Origin of the sequence: Polaribacter staleyi, from assembly GCF_038024045.1 — a bacterium.
GTDB classification, from domain to species: domain Bacteria; phylum Bacteroidota; class Bacteroidia; order Flavobacteriales; family Flavobacteriaceae; genus Polaribacter; species Polaribacter butkevichii.
On sequence record NZ_CP150665.1, the window covers coordinates 622,846 to 641,202 of the forward strand.

An 18,357-nucleotide genomic window follows, 5' to 3' on the forward strand; every position below is an offset into this window, starting at 1 on the left:
TCTAATTTCACTATTCCTTAAGGTGTTTCTTTTTAATCATTTCTACTTGCAATAGCAGTTGCAATATCTGTTACTCTTTTCTTTAAAGATTTTAAGAAGTTATTTTGAAAATCTTCTTCTCCGATTGAGCGTTCTACTTCGGCCAAAATAGCATTCGGATTCACTTTAAGGTTCCCTTTTTTAAGTTCTCCTTTAATGGTTCTTAAAACATCTTCCCTCGTAATATCATACTTTGCGTAGTATTCTTTTACCTCTGCAGACGAATGTGTTACCGCGAATAACAAATCATCACTATTAATTTTTATGCTACTATTTGGGTCTTGTTTTAAGAATTCTTTTTTAATTGTTTTCTCCTTCGTCGGATGATTTTCTGATTTCTCCTCTACTTTAGCTATTACAATGTCATTACGAGGAGTTTTCGACGAAGTAATCTTATCAATAGAAACAGATTGCTTCACTTTGCTTGCAATAACTCTGCTATTAGACTTTACAATTTGCTTCTCTTCAATTTCATCCACTTTAACAATTGCTTTTTCAGTAGGAATCTCATTGATAAATTGATCTATTTTAGTATCAATAGAAATCGTATCAATTGGGTTTTCAACAATAATTTCTGATGGTTTTACAACTTCATTTTTATTTAAAAACAGAAAACCGACACTAATTAGCAATAAAATACTTGCTGCTACACCTATATAAAAAAACCAACCTTTTTTCTTTTGTTTTGGTTGTTCATCTAATTGTGATGACAAACGTTCCCAAGCAGAAGCCGATGGATTAATCGTTCTGTGCTGTAACTTATCTTTTATACTATTATCTAACTTATTTGTTTTCATGAACTCTTTTATTCATTTTGTAATAATTTTCTTGCAATAATTTACGTGCTTTAAATAATTGCGATTTAGATGTACTTTCAGAAATGCCTAATTTTTCTGCAATTTCTGAATGTTTATACCCTTCTATGGCGAATAAATTAAACACCATTTTGTAACCTTCTGGTAATTGATCTATCAATTTCTGAATATCTTCTACAGAAGTGTTTTCTAAACTTTCTGTAGCCGCGTCGTTAAAAACATATTCTTCGTCAGATAGATCGATTAAATTCTTTTTACGGAGGTAAGAAATACAAGTGTTTACCATAATTCTGCGAATCCAACCTTCAAAACTACCTTCGTGTTTAAATTTATCTAAGTTCGTAAAAACTTTTAGAAACCCTTGTAACATTAAATCTTCTGCGTGATGCAAATCTTTTACATATTGCCTACAAACACCCAACATTTTAGGCGAAAATTGCTCGAACAATTGTTGTTGCGCTTCTCTATTGTTGTCAATCGCTTTTTTAATTAACGATTTTTCTTTGTTATGTAATGATATAATTTTCAAGCCTCTTTATTCTGTTTTTACTGCCTTACAAATATATAGACTACAGATGTTTTAAAAAGGTTGCCTTGGATAAAAAAGTTTTTTGTTTTTTTACTGAATTCTTATAAGCGACTGGTTTTTAGCTTTATCTTTATTGAAAAAAAGCATGATAGTTAACCTTTCTAATGTGATTGAATCTATTGATATAACTAAAATTGAAAATGGTGTTTTCCCTAACTTATATAAAGTTGATGAGAAAATAGTAAGTGATTTTACAAAATTGTTTCGTCAACAAGGTTGGATGATTGGGTTTAATTGGAGTTCTTGGGATGAAGGAAGAAGTATCCTAAGAAATAAAGAATTTGATTATTCTACAATAGATATTGAAACAAAACGCAAGCTTTTAACAGCTATTTTTAGAAATGATAGATTTTGCAATGGAGCTTTAGAAAGTTCTTTGAATTCTGGAGTAATTATTAATATATTAAAGAGTATCTAATGTTGCTTAGAACGCAATAAACTTAAAGCAATCTTACTATTTAAACATTGGTTTTTAAGCACAAAAAAAAGGAACTCAAATTGAGTTCCTTTTTTTTTAAATACTATTAATAATTTTTAATTATTGTCTTTTTCTTCATCCTCTTTAGAGGTTTTATTCCAAATTTTAATTTCATCATCTTTGGTAACTCCTTCTAAAATCTCCACATTTACACCGTCTGAAGTACCTAATTTAACATCTTTCTTATCAAATTTTCCTTCGGCATTTTTAATTTCTACAAATGGTAATTCTGTTTTTCTATCAAATTGCAATAAAGATTCTTTAATAGATAAAACACTGTCTTTTCTTTCTAAAACAATTTCTGCATTGGCACTATAACCCGCTCTAATAAAATGCTCATCATCTAAAGAAACATCTGCTTTTATTTTAAATTGAACTGCTCCTGCTTCTTCTGTTCCTTTTGGTGCAATAAAGTTTAAAACTGCTGGGAATTTCTTGTTTTCGATAGCACCTAAAGAGATTTCTATTTCAGTACCTTTTACTAATTTACCAACTTCAGACTCATCAACTTTACCTTCAAAAATCATTTTAGTCATATCTGCAATGGTAGCAATTGTTGTACCTGCACTAAAACCATTTGTTTCTACAACTTGATACCCTTTTTTAACAGGGATTTCTACTACCATACCAGAAGTTGTTGCTCTAATATTTGTATTTGCCCCAGAAGAACCTGCAGATCCTTTTTTAATTATTTGATAATCATTTTGTGCATTACGCAAATCGTTTTTTGCTTGATTGTACGAAAGCTCTAGTGTTTCAAATTCTTGACGAGAAATGACTCCTTTCTCAAATAATTTCTTATTTCTGTCGTATTGTATTTTTGTGTTATTTAATTGAATTTGAACAGAATTAATACGTCCTTTTGCACTTGTTAAAGATTGCTCGTTTGGCACAACTCTTACTGTTGCTAGTAAATCTCCTGCCTTAACAATCGCACCTTCTTCAACTACAATTTTATCTATAATACCTGCTATTTGTGGTTTTATTTCTACTTCTTCTAACGGAGTAACTTTACCTGTAGCCACACTTTTTTTAACAATAGTTGCTTTAAAAGGCTTTTCTGTTTTGTACTCTATTGGTGATGCACTGTTCTTTTTACCAAACCAAATTAATACCGCTATTAGTGCGACAGCTATTCCTCCAAAAATGATTACTTTTTTCATTTATATTCTATTTATTCTTGTTAGTTGATTTTTTATTCTTCTCTTAATGCGTCTATTGGTTTTACTACAGTTGCCATATAAGCAGGTATAAAGCCAATTAACGTTCCTAAAACTACTAAAACTCCATACGCAATTAAAACAATAGGTATGTTAACGGTTGGGTTTACTAATAACTCAAAATAATCTATAACCATTAAAATGAGTCCTCCAGCAATGATTCCTAAAGAACCTGCTAATAATGTTAAAAACAATGATTCTAATATAATTTGTTGTCTTACTTTATTAGGTGTTGCTCCTAACGCTCTTCTTATTCCTATTTCTTTTGTACGTTCTTTTACTGTAATCAATAAAATATTACCAATAGCAAAAACCCCTGCTATTAAAGTTGCAATACCCACAAACCAAGTTAAAAACTGCATTCCTGTTAAAAATCCGGTTACTTTAGAGATTTCTTTTCCTAAATTAAAACCTCTAAAAGCTCTGTTGTCTTCTGGATGAATTTTATGTAAATTCTTTAATAATAGTTTTACATCTGCCTCTACCTGAACAATGTCGAATTCTTTTTTACCAGTAACCACCATCCATTCGAATTTGTCTCCTTTATTATACACTATTTTAAAAGTACTAAAAGGAATATGAACGTTATTTTTACCTTCAAATCTACCAGCAGTATACACACCAACTACTTTATAATTGATGCCACTTACTTTTAAATAAGTATCTATAGCTTCTTCATTTTTATCATACAACTCCTTATAAACACCTTCACTTATTACACATATTTTTTTGTTCTCATCAATATCACTTTGGTTGATGAACCTGCCTTCTATTAAGTTCTTTTTTTGAACTCTGTCTATTAGAGGAAAATCTCCAAAAACGGTAAAATTACCAGTTTTTAATCCATTTATTACTTGTCCGCCAGTTGCATTTCTTGGCACTACAAACTGAATACCATCTACTTCTGTTCTAATTTTATCTACATCTCCCAATGTTAAATTAATTTGTCTTCCTTCTTGAAAACCTTTAAAAGGCATAGAAGTTCTACTTCCAGACATAAAAACACTGTTGGTAGCAAAATCGCCAAACATGCTATTAAAACTATTTTCAATTCCTTTAGCTGCACCCAATAAACCTACCAATAAAAGGATTCCCCAAAATGCACCAAAAATGGTAATTGCAGTTCTGGTTTTATTCTTACGAATACTACCATAAATTTCTTGCCAAGTATCTTTTTCGAATAAAAATATCATAGTTAATCTGCGTTTAATGCTTCAACGGGTTTAATTCTTGCTGCTTTTTTGGCAGGTAAATATCCTGCAATTAAACCGGCACAAACAAGTGTTAAGGTTGCTCCTATAACTACGGGCTGAGAAACACTAGGGTTTAAAATAAAATACTTTTCTAAACTAGGACCTGCAAGTTTTAAAATTCCAACTCCAATTAACAATCCAACATAACCAGAAATTGCAGTTATAAATACAGCTTCTTGCATAATCATACCAACAATCATTTTTGGTGTAGCACCAACTGCCTTTCTTATTCCTAATTCTTTTGTTCTTTCTTTTACAATGTACACCATAATATTGCTAATACCAACAACACCAGCTATTAAAGTACCAAAACCAATTACAAGAATTAAAATACTTAAACCAAACATCATCCCAGAAACTTCTTTGTTATTTGTAGCATAATTATCTAACCCAATTCCTCTTTGATCATTAGGAGAAACATTGTGTTTTTTCTTTAATTCTCTATGCATTTCACTACTAAAAGCAATTGCTTCATCGATACTTAAATTTGGATTATACGTAATACCAAAATCATCTATATGGTCATTATTACCATATAATTTTTGCATGGTTGTAAAAGGTGTGTAAATATATCTTTCATCACTATCTCCTCCTGGATCAGAGAAAACACCAATTACCTGATACATAATGCCTCCAATATTTAGTTGTTTACCATACGCACTTATTTGACCAAATAAATCCTTTTCAACCATTCTACCAATTACAACAACTTTTGCTTTTTCATGAATATCTCTATAGTTTAAGAATCGTCCTTCGGTAACTTCTGCAGATTCTAAAACATAATATTCTGGATATACTCCTCTTACCGAGTAATTGTCTTTTTCATCCTTATAAACAACATTTTCAGATCTTTGAATTCGCGGACTTATCGTTTGAATTTTATCTCCAAAAGTTTCTTTAATGTAGGTAAAATCATCATTTTTAAATTGAACCTTTCTTCCTATTTGATTTCCTTTAAATGCTTTTGTAGTATTGTTTGTCCAGATATAAATTGAGTTCATGGCGTCTTTAGCAAACTCATTTTTAAAAGTATTTTGCAATCCATTACCAATACCAAATAATAAGGTAAAAAGCAAAATAGCAAACGCAACCGTAAATCCAGACAAGGCAGAACGCAACTTATTTTTACTGATACTTTGAAATATTTCTCTCCAACGATCTAAATCAAACATAATTAAACAGCTTTTGTATTATTAGTATATTCATCACTAATAATTAGACCATCTTTTAAACGCACAATTCTTTTTGTTTGTTCTGCAACTTCCTCTTCATGGGTAATTACAAAAACCGTCATTCCTTCATTATTAATATCCTTTAATAAATCCATAACAGAATCTGTTGTTGTAGAATCTAAAGCCCCTGTTGGCTCATCTGCCAAAACAACTTTTGGTTTTGTAACCAAAGCTCTTGCAATTGCTACACGCTGTTTCTGTCCTCCAGAAAGCTCATTTGGTAAATGATTAGCCCAATCTTTTAACCCTACTTTATCTAAGTAATCTAAAGCTAACTTTAATCTATCTTTTCTATTGATACCTTTATAATACAAAGGCAGCGCTACATTTTCTAAAGCCGTTTTGTAGGAAATAAGATTGAAGGATTGAAAAATAAATCCTAAAAATTTATTTCTTAGAATGGCCGCTTTTTTTTCATTTAAGTTCTTTATTAATTGGCCATTTAAATAATAATCACCTTCATCATGCTCGTCTAATAAACCAACAATATTTAATAATGTAGATTTACCAGACCCAGAAGACCCCATAATAGAAACAAATTCGCCTTCTTTTATATGTAAATCTATACCTTTTAAAACGTGTAGAGAATCTTTACCAATTGGGTAAGATTTGTGTAGTTTTTCTATTCTAATCATTGGTTGGTTAATTTTAAACTAAAGTATCGAAAGCTATTGATTGCCTTTATTAATTTTTTGTTAAAACAAAGACCCAATTTATTTGATTACAAACATAAGACGAGCAATTAAATTAATTGTTACAATAAAATATATTTTTTTTTAAAGCTACTTTATTTTTAAAAAAAATAAGCCTATTAAAATTTAAAGTTCTTAAAAAATTCTGTATAAACCATCGTAAATTCTTTTTAATTAGAGAGAAAGTTAAAGTATCTTTGTTTTACTTAAATTTAGAAGTACCTAAATGATTGATTTACCAAAAAACAAAAAAATTATTTTATTTGACGGAGTTTGTAACCTTTGCAACGATGCTGTTTTAAAAGTGATAAAATACGATACAAAAAACGTCTTTTTATTTACAGCTTTACAGTCCGAAAATGGAAAAAAAATAATTAAACAATTAGGTATTGATATTTCTAAAATAGATTCTATAATTTTATACGAACCTGGTGTTTCTTATGATATAAAATCTACGGCTGCTTTAAAAATTATGTATGCTTTTGGCGGAATTTGGACTTTAAGTCAGATTTTTATAGTGTTACCAGAAGGTTTTAGAAACTACGTCTATGATTATATTGCCAAAAACAGATACAAATGGTTTGGCAAAAAAGAAAGTTGCATGATACCAACACCTGAATTAAAAGAGAAATTTTTAGATTAATATGAACTCATTATTATCCATAAAATATTCTTTATTTTCCATTGTATTAACAATAGCGATTGCCATCTTATCATTAAAAAATAATGAAAGTAATTCCTATTTTGTATCAACTATCGTTGGTTTGCTTTCTTATGTAATTTTAATTTTATCAATTATTGGATTGATTAAAGCTACAAAGAGTATTAAAGAACCTAGAAAGTTTCAAATAATTTTTGCTTTCTTAATAAATTTATTTTTTTTAACCCTATACTCTTATTTAATAATATCAAATTCTTAACAAAACATGAACTTACCAAAAGAAATAAAATGTGTTATTTTTGACATGGATGGTGTAATTATAGATTCTGAAGAAATCCATAAAAAAGCCTATTACGAAACCTTTACTTCTATTGGTGTTTCTGTTTCTGATGATTTATACAAAACCTTAACTGGTTCTTCTACCATTAATGCATTTCAGAGATTGGTGGCACATTTTAACTTAGATTTAGATCCAGAAGAATTGGTTTTAGATAAAAGAAAACGCTACGTAAATTTCTTTGAAAACGATCCTACTTTACATTTGGTAAAAGGTGTAGAAGAATTGATAAAACATTGCTACAACAAAGGATTAACCTTAATTTTAGCTTCTTCTTCTGCAATGGTAAACATCGACAGAGTTTTTAATCGATTTAATTTAAATGAATATTTTACAGCTAAAATTAGTGGTGCAGATTTAACAGAATCTAAACCTCATCCAGAAATTTTTGAAAAAGCAGCTGTTTTAGGTGCTACCCCAAAAGAAAACTGTGTAGTAATTGAAGATTCTGATAACGGAGTAAAAGCTGCCAATGATGCTGGTATTTTTGTTTTTGGTTTTAAAAACCCAATGGCAGAAGATCAGACTTTAAAAAATGCTAATTTTATTGTCAATAATTTTAAACGATTGCATAAAATTATTTAGATTATACTTCTTTTTCTCTTTGATTAAAAAAATCAAGAAAAAAAGAAGTCTTTTATTACTTAAAAGACCTGGTATTCTTATAGATCCTTTTAAAACAAACAACCAATACTTTTAAATCCATATTATTTTAATACCCATTAAGATAAAAACAATTCCGCTTATCTTATTTAAATATCTATTAAAATTAGGGTTGTTTTTAATTTTCTCTGTAAAAGTAGTTGCAAAAAAGGTTAAACCTACATACCAAACGGTGCCAATAAGCGCAAAAGTGATACCTAATAATATAAAAGGAACTGGATTTTCTATTTGATCTGGTGCAATAAACTGAGGAAAGAACGCTAAAAAGAATAATGCTACTTTGGGATTTAAGGTGTTGGTTAAAAAACCTGACCAAAAATCGCTTTTTACTTTTTTATTTTGAGGTGTATCTGTCTTAATGGATAAAACTTCTTTATTATTTTTAAGGTTTAAATATCCTAAATAAATTAAGTAAACAAACCCAATATATTTAATTGCTGTAAAAGCAATATCAGATTTAGACAACAATACAGACAAACCTAAAGCAGCAAAAACAGTATGTGCTAAGACACCTGTATTTACACCAAATGCTGCTTGCACTCCAGATTTTCTTCCTTGTACAATAGATTTATTTAACACAAATACGGTGTCAATTCCTGGAGTCATTACAAAAACCAATGCCGTGAACATAAAAGTAATAAAATTCTCAATTCCCATCTTTATCGTGTTTTAAATAATTGAAATAAAACTGAGTACAAAGAAACTATTATGTTGGTATCTTAAAAATACTTATTTTTGATTGATTAATGCAAAAAACGCATTAAACTATGACGATTCAACAAATAAAGTATTTTTTAACGTTATCAAATGAACTTCATTTCTGGAAAACTTCTGAAAAGATGTTTATCTCTCAATCTTCTTTAAGTAGACAAATTCAAGCTTTAGAAAACGAATTAGGAATTCAGCTTTTTGAAAGAGATAAAAGAAATGTAAAGCTAACAGATGCGGGTAAATTTCTACAAAAAAAATGGACAGCAACCATAAAAGAACTTGATCAAGTTCATAGACAAGCAAAAAAAATTGATGAAGGAACAGCTGGTTTTGTTTCTATCAGTTATCCTGGTTCTATTGCTTTTAAATTTCTACCCAATTTTCTTGAAATTTTAAATGCTAGTTTGCCTGACTTAAAATTAGAATTGATAGAACCTACAGACAAAACACACGAAAAACTATTATTAAATTACGACACGGATATCGCTTTTAGTAGAGACTCCATCAAAAACATCAACATAAATTCACATAAATTGTCATCAGAACCCATCTGTTTGGTCGTTCCTAAAAATCATTGGCTAACTAAAGAATCTTTAGATAATTTAAAAGAATTAAAAGACGAGAAATTTATTATTGCTGGCTTACATCAAACAACGTTTTTTGCTTCACTTTTAAGAAACTTTTTTGATACGTATGGTTTTGAACCTAAAACGATTATTGAATCTGATTTTGGAGGAATGATTTTAAACCTAGTTTCTCGTGGATTGGGAATTTCTATTTTACCGCTTTCTTACAAACATGCCGAGTTTCAAAATGTTCGATTTATTGAGCTACATGAAAAAATAGACTTATTTGTCAATTGGCGAAAAAACGATCCTAATAAAACAATAAATACAATTATTGATCTTACAAAATCAATAGAAGAATAAAATCAAAATGTCCGTTCGAGTGATTTTGAGGTACGAAAAATTGTATCGAGAACAATTTAATAACTTAAAATTCGTATTCTCGATACAAATTCTACTCATTACAATCGTAAAATTTACTCGAATTGACAGGATTTCATCAAAACACACAATAGGTAAGCTAAAACCTCTTTTAAACAAACCAAATTATTATAAATGAAAATTGTAAACATTATTTTAATACTAACGCTTATCTATTCTTGTGATAAGAAAACGGCAAAGGAGCAAAAAAATGAAATAATAAAAAATGAAATAGTAAAACCCGCATTTCAAACAATAATAGACACCCATAATGTACATGGTGCTATTCTTATGTACGACTTAAACAAAGACCTTTTTTACGCTAATGATTTTAAATGGGCAAAAACGGGTCGCTTACCTGCTTCTACTTTTAAAATTCCGAATTCTATGATTGCCTTAGAAACAAAAGTAGTAGACAATGATAGTACTTTGTTTAAATGGAATGGTGAAAAAAGAGCTTATAAAGTTTGGGAACAAGATTTAATCTTAAAAGATGCTTTTAAATATTCTTGCGTACCGTGTTATCAGGAAATAGCTAGAAAAATAGGCAAAAAAAGAATGAATGCCTATTTAGAAAAACTGAACTATCTAAATATGGTTGTAAATTCTGAAAACTTAGATCTGTTCTGGTTAGAAGGTGCTTCTAAAATTAATCAATTTGAACAAATAGACTTCTTAAAACGTTTTTACAAATCGGAACTTAAAATATCAAAGAGAACTGAAGCTATTATGAGAAAAATACTTTTCATCGAAAAAAACAAAAAGTACACCTTATATGGTAAAACAGGGTTATCTGTTAGAAATAAGCAACAAAATGGTTGGTTTGTTGGGTATGCTCAATCAGAAGAAAATACACTCTTTTTTGCAACTAATATATCGCCAAAAGAAACTACAGATATTAAGGGCTTCCCTAAATTAAGAAAAGAAATTACGTTGAAAGCTTTAGAACTAATAGAATAAAAACACAGTAGTCTAAAATAAAAATAGCTTGAAAAATTTTCAAGCTATTTTTAATCCACTATTTATATCTCGTCTTCTAAATCATCAACATTTAAATCTTCATCCTCGTCAAAAGAATCTTCATCCTCTGCATAATCTTCCATCGTTTGCTCTAGTTTAGAACTGATTTTTACAAGATAAATAGTATCTTCTGTCTTCACTTCTACCGCTTTTACAGTTTCTCCTTTTGCATTTTTAAAGGAAATAATGTCTTCATAGTCATATCCGTCAGGATACTTTTCTACCAACATATCTAATATGTCTGTAGTTAACTTTGCGTATTCTACGATTACTCTTTTCATTTTATAATCATTTATTCAATTAGTATGAGATTCCTCAATCGTCAAAAAAGACTCATTTCGGAATGACACTTCACTTATTTTGTAATTTTTTAATTATAAGTTAAAAATTAGCAATTCAGCTTTTATAAAAAAAGCATCTGCAATGCTACATTTCTAATAAATAAGCAAAAATTAATGGAGCTACAATAGTAGCATCACTTTCTATAATAAACTTTGGCGTATCAATGTCTAACTTACCCCAAGTAATTTTCTCATTAGGTACTGCTCCAGAATACGAACCATAACTTGTTGTAGAATCTGAAATCTGACAGAAATAACTCCAAAATGGTGTTTCTGGTTTTTCCATGTCTTGATACAACATTGGCACCACACAAATAGGAAAATCTCCTGCAATCCCTCCTCCTATTTGAAAGAATCCAATTCCATTTTCAGAATTGTTTGTATACCAATCTGCAAGAAACGTCATGTACTCAATTCCAGATTTTACAGTGCTTGCTTTTAATTCTCCTTTTAAAACGTAAGAAGCAAAAATATTACCCATGGTAGAATCCTCCCAACCCGGACAAATAATTGGCAAGTTTTTTTCTGCCGCTGCGTACATCCAAGAATCTTTAATATCTATCTCGTAATACTGTTCTAAAACACCAGATAATAATAATTTGTACATGTATTCATGTGGTAAATAACGCTCTCCTTTTGCTTCTGCATCTTTCCATATTTTTACAATATGTTCTTGAATTCTTCTAAAAGCTTCTTCTTCTGGTATACAAGTATCTGTAACTCTGTTTAATCCTTTTTCAAGTAAATCCCACTCGTCTTGTGGCGTTAAATCTCTATAATTAGGCACACGTTTGTAATGAGAATGTGCTACAAGATTCATAACATCTTCCTCTAAGTTTGCACCTGTACAAGAAACAATTTGTACTTTGTCTTTACGAATCATTTCCGCGAAAATTTTCCCTAATTCGGCAGTACTCATTGCTCCTGCTAAAGAAACTAACATTTTAGATCCTTTGTTTAATTGTGCTTCGTACCCTTTTGCTGCATCTACTAAAGCAGCAGCATTAAAGTGTAAAAAGTATTTTTCTATAAAATTTGTAATAGGTTTGCTCATTTTGTTTTTTTATATTTTTTTAATGTTCTCGATACGATTTTTCAAATAGAAAAATCACTCGAACTGACATCATAGTTATTAGTATTAAAATTCTGACTGTCACATCGAGTAAAATTTCTTTTTCAGAAATTTTGTATCGAGATATTAATCATTATAATTGGTTATTTAACAACAACTTATCGTAATACTTTTTTATTTTTTTTGAAGTTTTCTAACTTCAAATATATCTGTTCTTCTATCTTTTAAATTTCGTACGCTACCAAACTGGTTTAAATCCTTTAGTAAATCTAAATCTACATCCGCAATTAAAATCATTTCGGTATTTGTGGTTGCCTCTGCTTTAATTCCGTTTGCAGGGAAAGAAAAGTCGCAAGGTGTAAACACCATAGATTGTGCGTACTGAATATCCATATTATTCACCTTTGGTAAATTACCAACACTACCAGCAATGGCAACATAACATTCGTTTTCTATGGCTCTAGCTTGTGCACAATGACGTACTCTAGAATATCCATTTTGCGTATCCGTTAAAAACGGAACAAACAAAATATCCATTCCTTCTTCTGCTAAAATTCTACTTAATTCTGGAAACTCAGAATCATAACAAATTAATACACCAATTTTACCACAATCCGTATCAAAGGTTTTTAACTCATTTCCTCCTTGCATTCCCCAAACTTTTGCCTCATCGGGTGTAACATGCAATTTCTCATAACGTTCTGTAGATCCATCTCTTTTACAGATATAACCCGCATTGTACAACAATTCATCTTTAATTTCTGGCATACTACCAGTAATAATATTAATGTTATACGTAATTGCCAACTCAGAAAATTTCTGAACAATCTCTGGCGTATATTTTGCCAATTCTCTAATTGCTTCCGATTCTGGTAAATGATTATTATCTGCCATTAACGGAGCGTTAAAAAACTCTGGAAACAATGCAAAATCAGATCTGTAAGCAGAAACTGCGTCTACAAAATACTCTGCTTGTTGCATTAATTCTTCCAAATCTTTATACAAACGCATTTGCCACTGAATCAATCCTAAACGCACTACTTTTTTCTTTGTAGCTGCTTTTTTAGATTTTTTCTCGTAGTAAATATTATCCCATTCAAGCAAAACTGCAAACTCACCAGAATTTTCATCCCCTTCTAAATATCCTTTTAAAATTTTTGAAGGATGAAAATCATTCGAAATTTGAAAGTTTAAAACCGGATCATGAATTTCTTTACGTTTAACACTTTCTATATATTCTTTAGGCGATAAAGTTGCTGCATATTTATGATAATTCGGAATTCTACCTCCAAACGCAATTCCTCTTAAATTTTGTTTCTCGGCTAGCTCTTTTCTATAATCATAGAGCCTTCTACCTAAACGTAAACCTCTGTATTCTTTTTTAATAAAAACATCAATTCCGTATAAAACATCTCCATTTTCATCATGCGTATCAAAGGTGTAATTACCCGTAATATCCTCATATGTATGCTGATCGTCGAAACTATCATAATCTAATTTAATAGACAATGCACAACCTGCTAACTCACCATTTACTTTAATAATAACTTGTCCTTCTGGAAATTTATCAATCAAAGATTTAATTTGATTTTCTCTCCAATAAGAACCTGGCATACTTGAATATGCCTGAATCATCGCTTCTTTTAACTGTTTGTAATCTGTTAACGTTAAATAATGAAGCTCAATATTCTCGATGTTTTTGATCATTTTATAGAACTAAAAATCGTCGTTATCATCACCTTTAAACTTAGACAATTTACTAAATGGATTTACATCAGTAGCGTCATCTCCAATATCATAACTATCATCATTAGAAGCAAATTTGTAGCTTAACATTTTGTAAAATAATTTTGCCGCTAAAAAGTCTGATGATTTTTCGCTTTCATTAGGACACAATTCTACCATATCAAAACCAACCACATTCTTTTGTTTAAAAACTAATTTTAAAAATTCTAATGTTTCATAATAAAACAATCCGCCTGGTTCTGGAGTTCCTGTAGAAGGCATAATTGATGGATCTAAGGCATCTAAATCAAACGTAATAAAAACGTTTTCTGTCAATTGATCTACCACATCATCCATCCAGTCTTCATTTACAGCCATGTCATGTGCAAAGAAAACTTTATCTAAATTCATTTCTCTTTTTTCAGAAATATCCATGCTTCTAATACCAACTTGCACCAAATTTGTATTTTGATTCGCTTCATAAACAGCACAAGCGTGGTTGCATTTAGAACCATCATATTCTTTTCTTAAATCTGCATGTGCATCAATATGTAAAACCGTTAAACTACTAAAACACTCGTTAAAAGCTCTTATAGTTCCTATTGACACAGAATGTTCACCACCAAAAACAGTTACAAATTTATTTCTGTTGATGTACTTTTTTGTAATCTGATGTACTTCTTCTACCATTGCCTCTGGAGAAGCATTTTCTGTAATGGCATCTGCTAAATAAACGCCTTCTTTATATACTTCAGAATCTGTTTCAATGTCATACAATTCCATGTTTTCTGAGGCATCTAAAAAAGCTTGAGGCCCTTTGTCTGCTCCTTTTTGCCATGTGCTTGTTCCATCATAAGGAACAGGAATAATTACTACTTTAGATGTTGACAGGTTTCCAAACTCCTGTGGAATTCCTGCATACGTTTTATTTGTGTTCATTTTATTTTTGTTGATGTGTTATAACACTTCTTGATTTGCAATTTTTTCTAACTCATTTACTTTTGTAACAACCTCTCCATATCCTAAAATAGAAAGCATTTCGCTACTTTTTTGTTGTTCTTTAAATATTTTTGTGGTGATGTTTCCATCTTCATCTCTATCTATAATAAGATGTTTTGGATGTGGAATTAAACAGTGCTGTAACCCACCAAAACCACCAACAGATTCTTGATACGCGCCTGTGTTAAAGAAACCAATATACAGCGGATTTTCTTTCTCGAAAACAGGCAAATATATTCCGTTTATGTGTTGCTCAGAATTGTAATAATCATCACTATCACAAGTTAAACCACCTAATAAAACACGCTCATATTGTTTGTTCCATTTATTAATTGGCAACATAATAAAACGCTTATTAATTGCCCAAGCATCTGGTAAAGTAGTTATAAATGAAGAGTTTATCATGTTCCAACGTTCTCTATCATTTTGTTTCTTTTGATATAAAATCTCGTAAATAGCTGCACCAGATTCTCCTACTGTAAAGCTACCAAATTCTGTAAAAATATGAGGAACATCTACTCCCGCTTCATCACAAGCTTGTTTTATTTGATTGATAATTTCATCAATCATATATTGATAATCATAATCAAAAGCCAATGAGTTTTTAATAGGAAAACCACCACCAATATTTAGGCTATCTAAACTTGGACATACTTTTTTAAGGTTGATATAAACTCTTAAACATTTCATCAACTCATTCCAATAATATGCGTTGTCTTTGATACCTGTGTTGATAAAAAAATGTAGCATTTTTAAATCAACTTGTTTGTTACCAGCTATTTCTCGCTCATAAAAAGCAACAATATTTTTGTACCCAATCCCCAATCTAGACGTATAAAACTCAAATTTAGGCTCTTCTTCGGATGCGATTCTAATACCTACATTTATTTTTTTATCTGTTTCATCTAATAAAAGATTAATTTCTTCGAAATTGTCTATAATCGGAATTACATTTTTATGTCCAGAATTAATTAAACCTCCAATATTTTTAATGTATTGATCGCGTTTAAACCCGTTACAGATAATAAAAGTATCTTCTTTTATTTTACCTTCTTTTTTTAGATTATTTACAATATCTATATCAAAAGCAGAAGACGTTTCTATGTGAATATCGTTCTTTAAAGCTTCATGTAAAACGTGTTTAAAATGAGAGCTTTTTGTACAATAGCTATAAAAATATTTCCCTTTATAGTTATGTTTATCAATGCTTTCTTGAAACCAACCTTTTGCTTTGTTGATGTTTTCTGAAATTTTTGGTAAGTATGTAAATTTTAATGGAGAACCGTATTGCTCTATTAACTCCATTAAATTAATTCCGTGCCAAAACAATTTGTTGTTTTCTGTTTTGAATTCTTCCTGAGGAAAATCGAACGTTTGCTCGACTAAATCTATATATTTTGTGTTCACTTTGTTGTTTAAATTAATTGTATGATAAATCCGTCTGAACTAAAACAAATGCCTGTTTTAGAATAGAAATTATAACCTTAAAAAAAGGGATGTTATCACTGTAATATTTGCAAGTAAACCACGTGCAACTTTGAGAAAAGCTGCAACTCTTGAAGAATTGAAAATGGAGATACCTTAATTTTTTCGTTGCATTTCCAAAATGCGATATAACTTTCATTCTCCGATAGAAAGATATTTCCGAAATAAGAAAAACTAAACATTTTACTTAAATAAGTTAAGCAAATGTATATTATTTTTGAATATAAAAAACAAAAGTCAAAAAAAAATAAAATTATTTTTCAATTTATTTTTTTCCTTTTAAACATTGGTATTACAGACGTTTACATCAATAATTTCAACCTTAATTCTAAAAAAAATGCAAAAAAAAGAAATTAACAAATCTTAAAAACAACTTTTTATTGGTAAAAAAAGGAAACCCTATTGCATAAAAAAAGCGCTGAAAAATCAGCGCTTTTTAGTTTATTTTTTATTCTTCAATTGGTGGATGACCATGAATTTCTTCGTAATCTTCATCAAAATTTGCTCTTAAATAGGCATTTAATTTCTTTCTGTAATCATCTTTTAACCAAGTTACAAAATTGTGTGTACTTTTAGAAATACATTTGGCATATCTATTAATTCTATCATCAATTTCTTCGCCTAGTAATTTTGCTAAGATTAATGCATCAAAAACATCTTCACTATTTTCTATACACATTTTTGCATGATGTACAATCGATTTCTCTAACACTCTTTTAGAAGATTCACCTTGTCTAATAGTATCTATATATACTTTTTTCATGTCGAAATAAGTATCGGTAGATTTTTCAAATTCTTTTTTAACATCCGGAGTTAACTCATACCTAAAAGTACTTTCTATATCTTCATCAGAAAGAATAGCATTTAAGTAATAGTCTGGGGCTCTAAACATTTTTTCCCAGTCTAAATCTGCTCCCCAAGGACCAAATCTATGAAAGTTGTTACCTAAATCGATAACATCAAAAGTACGTTTATCTTTTAAAACCCTAGAACCACGCCCAATCATTTGGTAGTATAAGGTTAATGATTTTGTTGCTCTGTTTAATATAATTGCTTCAATAGTTGGCTCATCAAAACCAGTAGTTAAAATACTTACCGAGGTAATAATTGCACCTGGAGTTTTATGAAACCATTTTAAAATAAGCTCTCGCTCTGCTTTTGTATTTGTATTGTCTAAATGCGCAATTGGATACCCTGCTTTTTTAAAGGCATGAAATACTTGTATAGAAGTATTAATACCATTATTAAAAATTAAGGTTTTCTTTCCTTTTGCAGTTTCTTCATACGCAGAAACCAATTTAGATAGCATGTCTGAATTGGTATATAAATCTTCTGAAGATTTTACGGTATAATCTCCATTTGCTCCTACCTCTAACGAGGTTAAACCTACGTTGTAAGAATATAAGTTTGCACTTGCTAAATACTCATTATCTATTAAATGCTGAATTGTTTCACCAACAAATAATTCTTGATAATTCTCGTACATCGGCAACTTAATGTTAGAACTTAAAGGAGTTGCGGTTACACCAAGAATAAAAGATTCATCAAAAAATTTAAAAATTTTTGTAAAAGAATTGTAATGCGCCTCATCGACAATTACTAAACCAATATCAGAAATATCTAGTTTATCATCATTCAACCTATTTTTTAAGGTTTCAACCATTGCCACAAAACAATTAAAATCATCTTGGTCGTCTAATACTGCGGTAGAATTAATGATCTTATTAGAAACACCAAATTCATTTAACATCTTAGAGGTTTGCTTGCTCAACTCAATTCTGTGCGTTAAAACCAAAACTTTCTTTTTAAAAGTTTCTAAATAACGCCTTACAATTTCAGAAAAAATTACTGTTTTTCCACCTCCTGTTGGTAATTGATACAATAGATGATAATCTTTTGGTGCGTCTTCAAACCTTCTAAAAATCTCTTGAAGAGCATCTTTTTGATATCCGTATAATTCCTTACCTACTTTTTTTACTGAAGTGTTTATTTCTGCCAAACGATTAAAAATTTAAAAAGACAAAAATAAGACTTAAATA

Annotated in this window: 18 protein-coding genes; 5 read left to right on the top strand and 13 right to left on the bottom strand. The window is 29.8% G+C overall.

The window, feature by feature from the left end:
* Window positions 1-32: 32 nt before the first annotated feature.
* Entirely contained in the window at window positions 33-836 is an 804-nt protein-coding gene (locus WHD07_RS02430) for a hypothetical protein (RefSeq protein WP_105048732.1), read from the bottom strand.
* Complete coding sequence (locus tag WHD07_RS02435; RefSeq protein ID WP_343329907.1) at window positions 823-1,383, bottom strand: sigma-70 family RNA polymerase sigma factor; 561 nt, start codon at window positions 1,381-1,383, stop codon at window positions 823-825. Before WHD07_RS02435 ends, WHD07_RS02430 begins: the two co-directional genes overlap by 14 nt.
* 145 nt (window positions 1,384-1,528) lie before the next feature.
* On the opposite strand from WHD07_RS02435, the gene WHD07_RS02440 reads away from it, so the two are divergent.
* Window positions 1,529-1,861: a DUF6508 domain-containing protein gene (locus WHD07_RS02440; RefSeq protein WP_343329908.1), complete on the top strand. Its 333-nt coding sequence runs from the start codon at window positions 1,529-1,531 to the stop codon at window positions 1,859-1,861.
* 116 nt (window positions 1,862-1,977) lie between these two features.
* On the opposite strand, the gene WHD07_RS02445 is transcribed toward WHD07_RS02440, so the two are convergent.
* From WHD07_RS02445 to WHD07_RS02460, 4 genes are read right to left on the bottom strand one after another with little or no spacing between them, the layout of a single operon-like run.
* Entirely contained in the window at window positions 1,978-3,084 is a 1,107-nt protein-coding gene (locus WHD07_RS02445; protein WP_105048735.1) for an efflux RND transporter periplasmic adaptor subunit, read from the bottom strand.
* Window positions 3,085-3,116: 32 nt separating this feature from the next.
* On the bottom strand, window positions 3,117-4,334 hold the full coding sequence (locus WHD07_RS02450) for an ABC transporter permease (RefSeq protein WP_343329909.1): 1,218 nt from the start codon (window positions 4,332-4,334) through the stop codon (window positions 3,117-3,119).
* Between the two features lie 2 nt (window positions 4,335-4,336).
* A complete protein-coding gene (locus tag WHD07_RS02455) occupies window positions 4,337-5,566 on the bottom strand; it encodes an ABC transporter permease (RefSeq protein ID WP_343329910.1) in 1,230 nt (409 codons plus the stop codon).
* A 2-nt stretch (window positions 5,567-5,568) separates the two neighbouring features.
* The gene (locus WHD07_RS02460) at window positions 5,569-6,261 is read right to left on the bottom strand and encodes an ABC transporter ATP-binding protein (protein WP_105048738.1); all 693 of its coding nucleotides are present in this window, start codon (window positions 6,259-6,261) and stop codon (window positions 5,569-5,571) included.
* A gap of 283 nt (window positions 6,262-6,544) precedes the next feature.
* Between WHD07_RS02460 and WHD07_RS02465 the strand changes: the two genes are divergently transcribed.
* A complete protein-coding gene (locus tag WHD07_RS02465) occupies window positions 6,545-6,961 on the top strand; it encodes a thiol-disulfide oxidoreductase DCC family protein (RefSeq protein WP_343329911.1) in 417 nt (138 codons plus the stop codon).
* Between the two features lie 283 nt (window positions 6,962-7,244).
* Window positions 7,245-7,901: an HAD family phosphatase gene (locus WHD07_RS02470; RefSeq protein WP_343329912.1), complete on the top strand. Its 657-nt coding sequence runs from the start codon at window positions 7,245-7,247 to the stop codon at window positions 7,899-7,901.
* A gap of 111 nt (window positions 7,902-8,012) precedes the next feature.
* On the opposite strand, the gene WHD07_RS02475 is transcribed toward WHD07_RS02470, so the two are convergent.
* On the bottom strand, window positions 8,013-8,636 hold the full coding sequence (locus WHD07_RS02475) for a LysE family translocator (RefSeq protein ID WP_343329913.1): 624 nt from the start codon (window positions 8,634-8,636) through the stop codon (window positions 8,013-8,015).
* Window positions 8,637-8,746: 110 nt separating this feature from the next.
* Here WHD07_RS02475 and WHD07_RS02480 point away from each other — a divergent pair, with 110 nt between their 5' ends.
* The gene (locus WHD07_RS02480; RefSeq protein WP_343329914.1) at window positions 8,747-9,619 is read left to right on the top strand and encodes a LysR substrate-binding domain-containing protein; all 873 of its coding nucleotides are present in this window, start codon (window positions 8,747-8,749) and stop codon (window positions 9,617-9,619) included.
* 192 nt (window positions 9,620-9,811) lie between these two features.
* The gene (gene blaOXA, locus WHD07_RS02485; RefSeq protein WP_343329915.1) at window positions 9,812-10,636 is read left to right on the top strand and encodes a class D beta-lactamase; all 825 of its coding nucleotides are present in this window, start codon (window positions 9,812-9,814) and stop codon (window positions 10,634-10,636) included.
* 62 nt (window positions 10,637-10,698) lie between these two features.
* On the opposite strand, the gene WHD07_RS02490 is transcribed toward blaOXA, so the two are convergent.
* The 6 genes from WHD07_RS02490 to WHD07_RS02515 all read right to left on the bottom strand — a co-directional run bounded on the left by WHD07_RS02490 (window position 10,699) and on the right by WHD07_RS02515 (window position 18,317).
* Complete coding sequence (locus WHD07_RS02490) at window positions 10,699-10,977, bottom strand: hypothetical protein (RefSeq protein ID WP_105048760.1); 279 nt, start codon at window positions 10,975-10,977, stop codon at window positions 10,699-10,701.
* 145 nt (window positions 10,978-11,122) lie between these two features.
* The gene (locus tag WHD07_RS02495) at window positions 11,123-12,091 is read right to left on the bottom strand and encodes a deoxyhypusine synthase family protein (protein WP_068452414.1); all 969 of its coding nucleotides are present in this window, start codon (window positions 12,089-12,091) and stop codon (window positions 11,123-11,125) included.
* Window positions 12,092-12,283: 192 nt separating this feature from the next.
* Entirely contained in the window at window positions 12,284-13,816 is a 1,533-nt protein-coding gene (locus WHD07_RS02500; RefSeq protein WP_343329916.1) for a carbon-nitrogen hydrolase family protein, read from the bottom strand.
* Window positions 13,817-13,825: 9 nt separating this feature from the next.
* A complete protein-coding gene (gene speB / locus WHD07_RS02505) occupies window positions 13,826-14,773 on the bottom strand; it encodes an agmatinase (protein ID WP_343329917.1) in 948 nt (315 codons plus the stop codon).
* 18 nt (window positions 14,774-14,791) lie between these two features.
* A complete protein-coding gene (locus WHD07_RS02510) occupies window positions 14,792-16,240 on the bottom strand; it encodes an arginine decarboxylase (RefSeq protein ID WP_343329918.1) in 1,449 nt (482 codons plus the stop codon).
* A 526-nt stretch (window positions 16,241-16,766) separates the two neighbouring features.
* Window positions 16,767-18,317 carry a DEAD/DEAH box helicase gene (locus WHD07_RS02515; protein ID WP_105048765.1) on the bottom strand — a complete coding sequence of 517 codons (1,551 nt, stop codon included), beginning with the start codon at window positions 18,315-18,317 and terminating at the stop codon, window positions 16,767-16,769.
* Window positions 18,318-18,357: the final 40 nt, after the last annotated feature.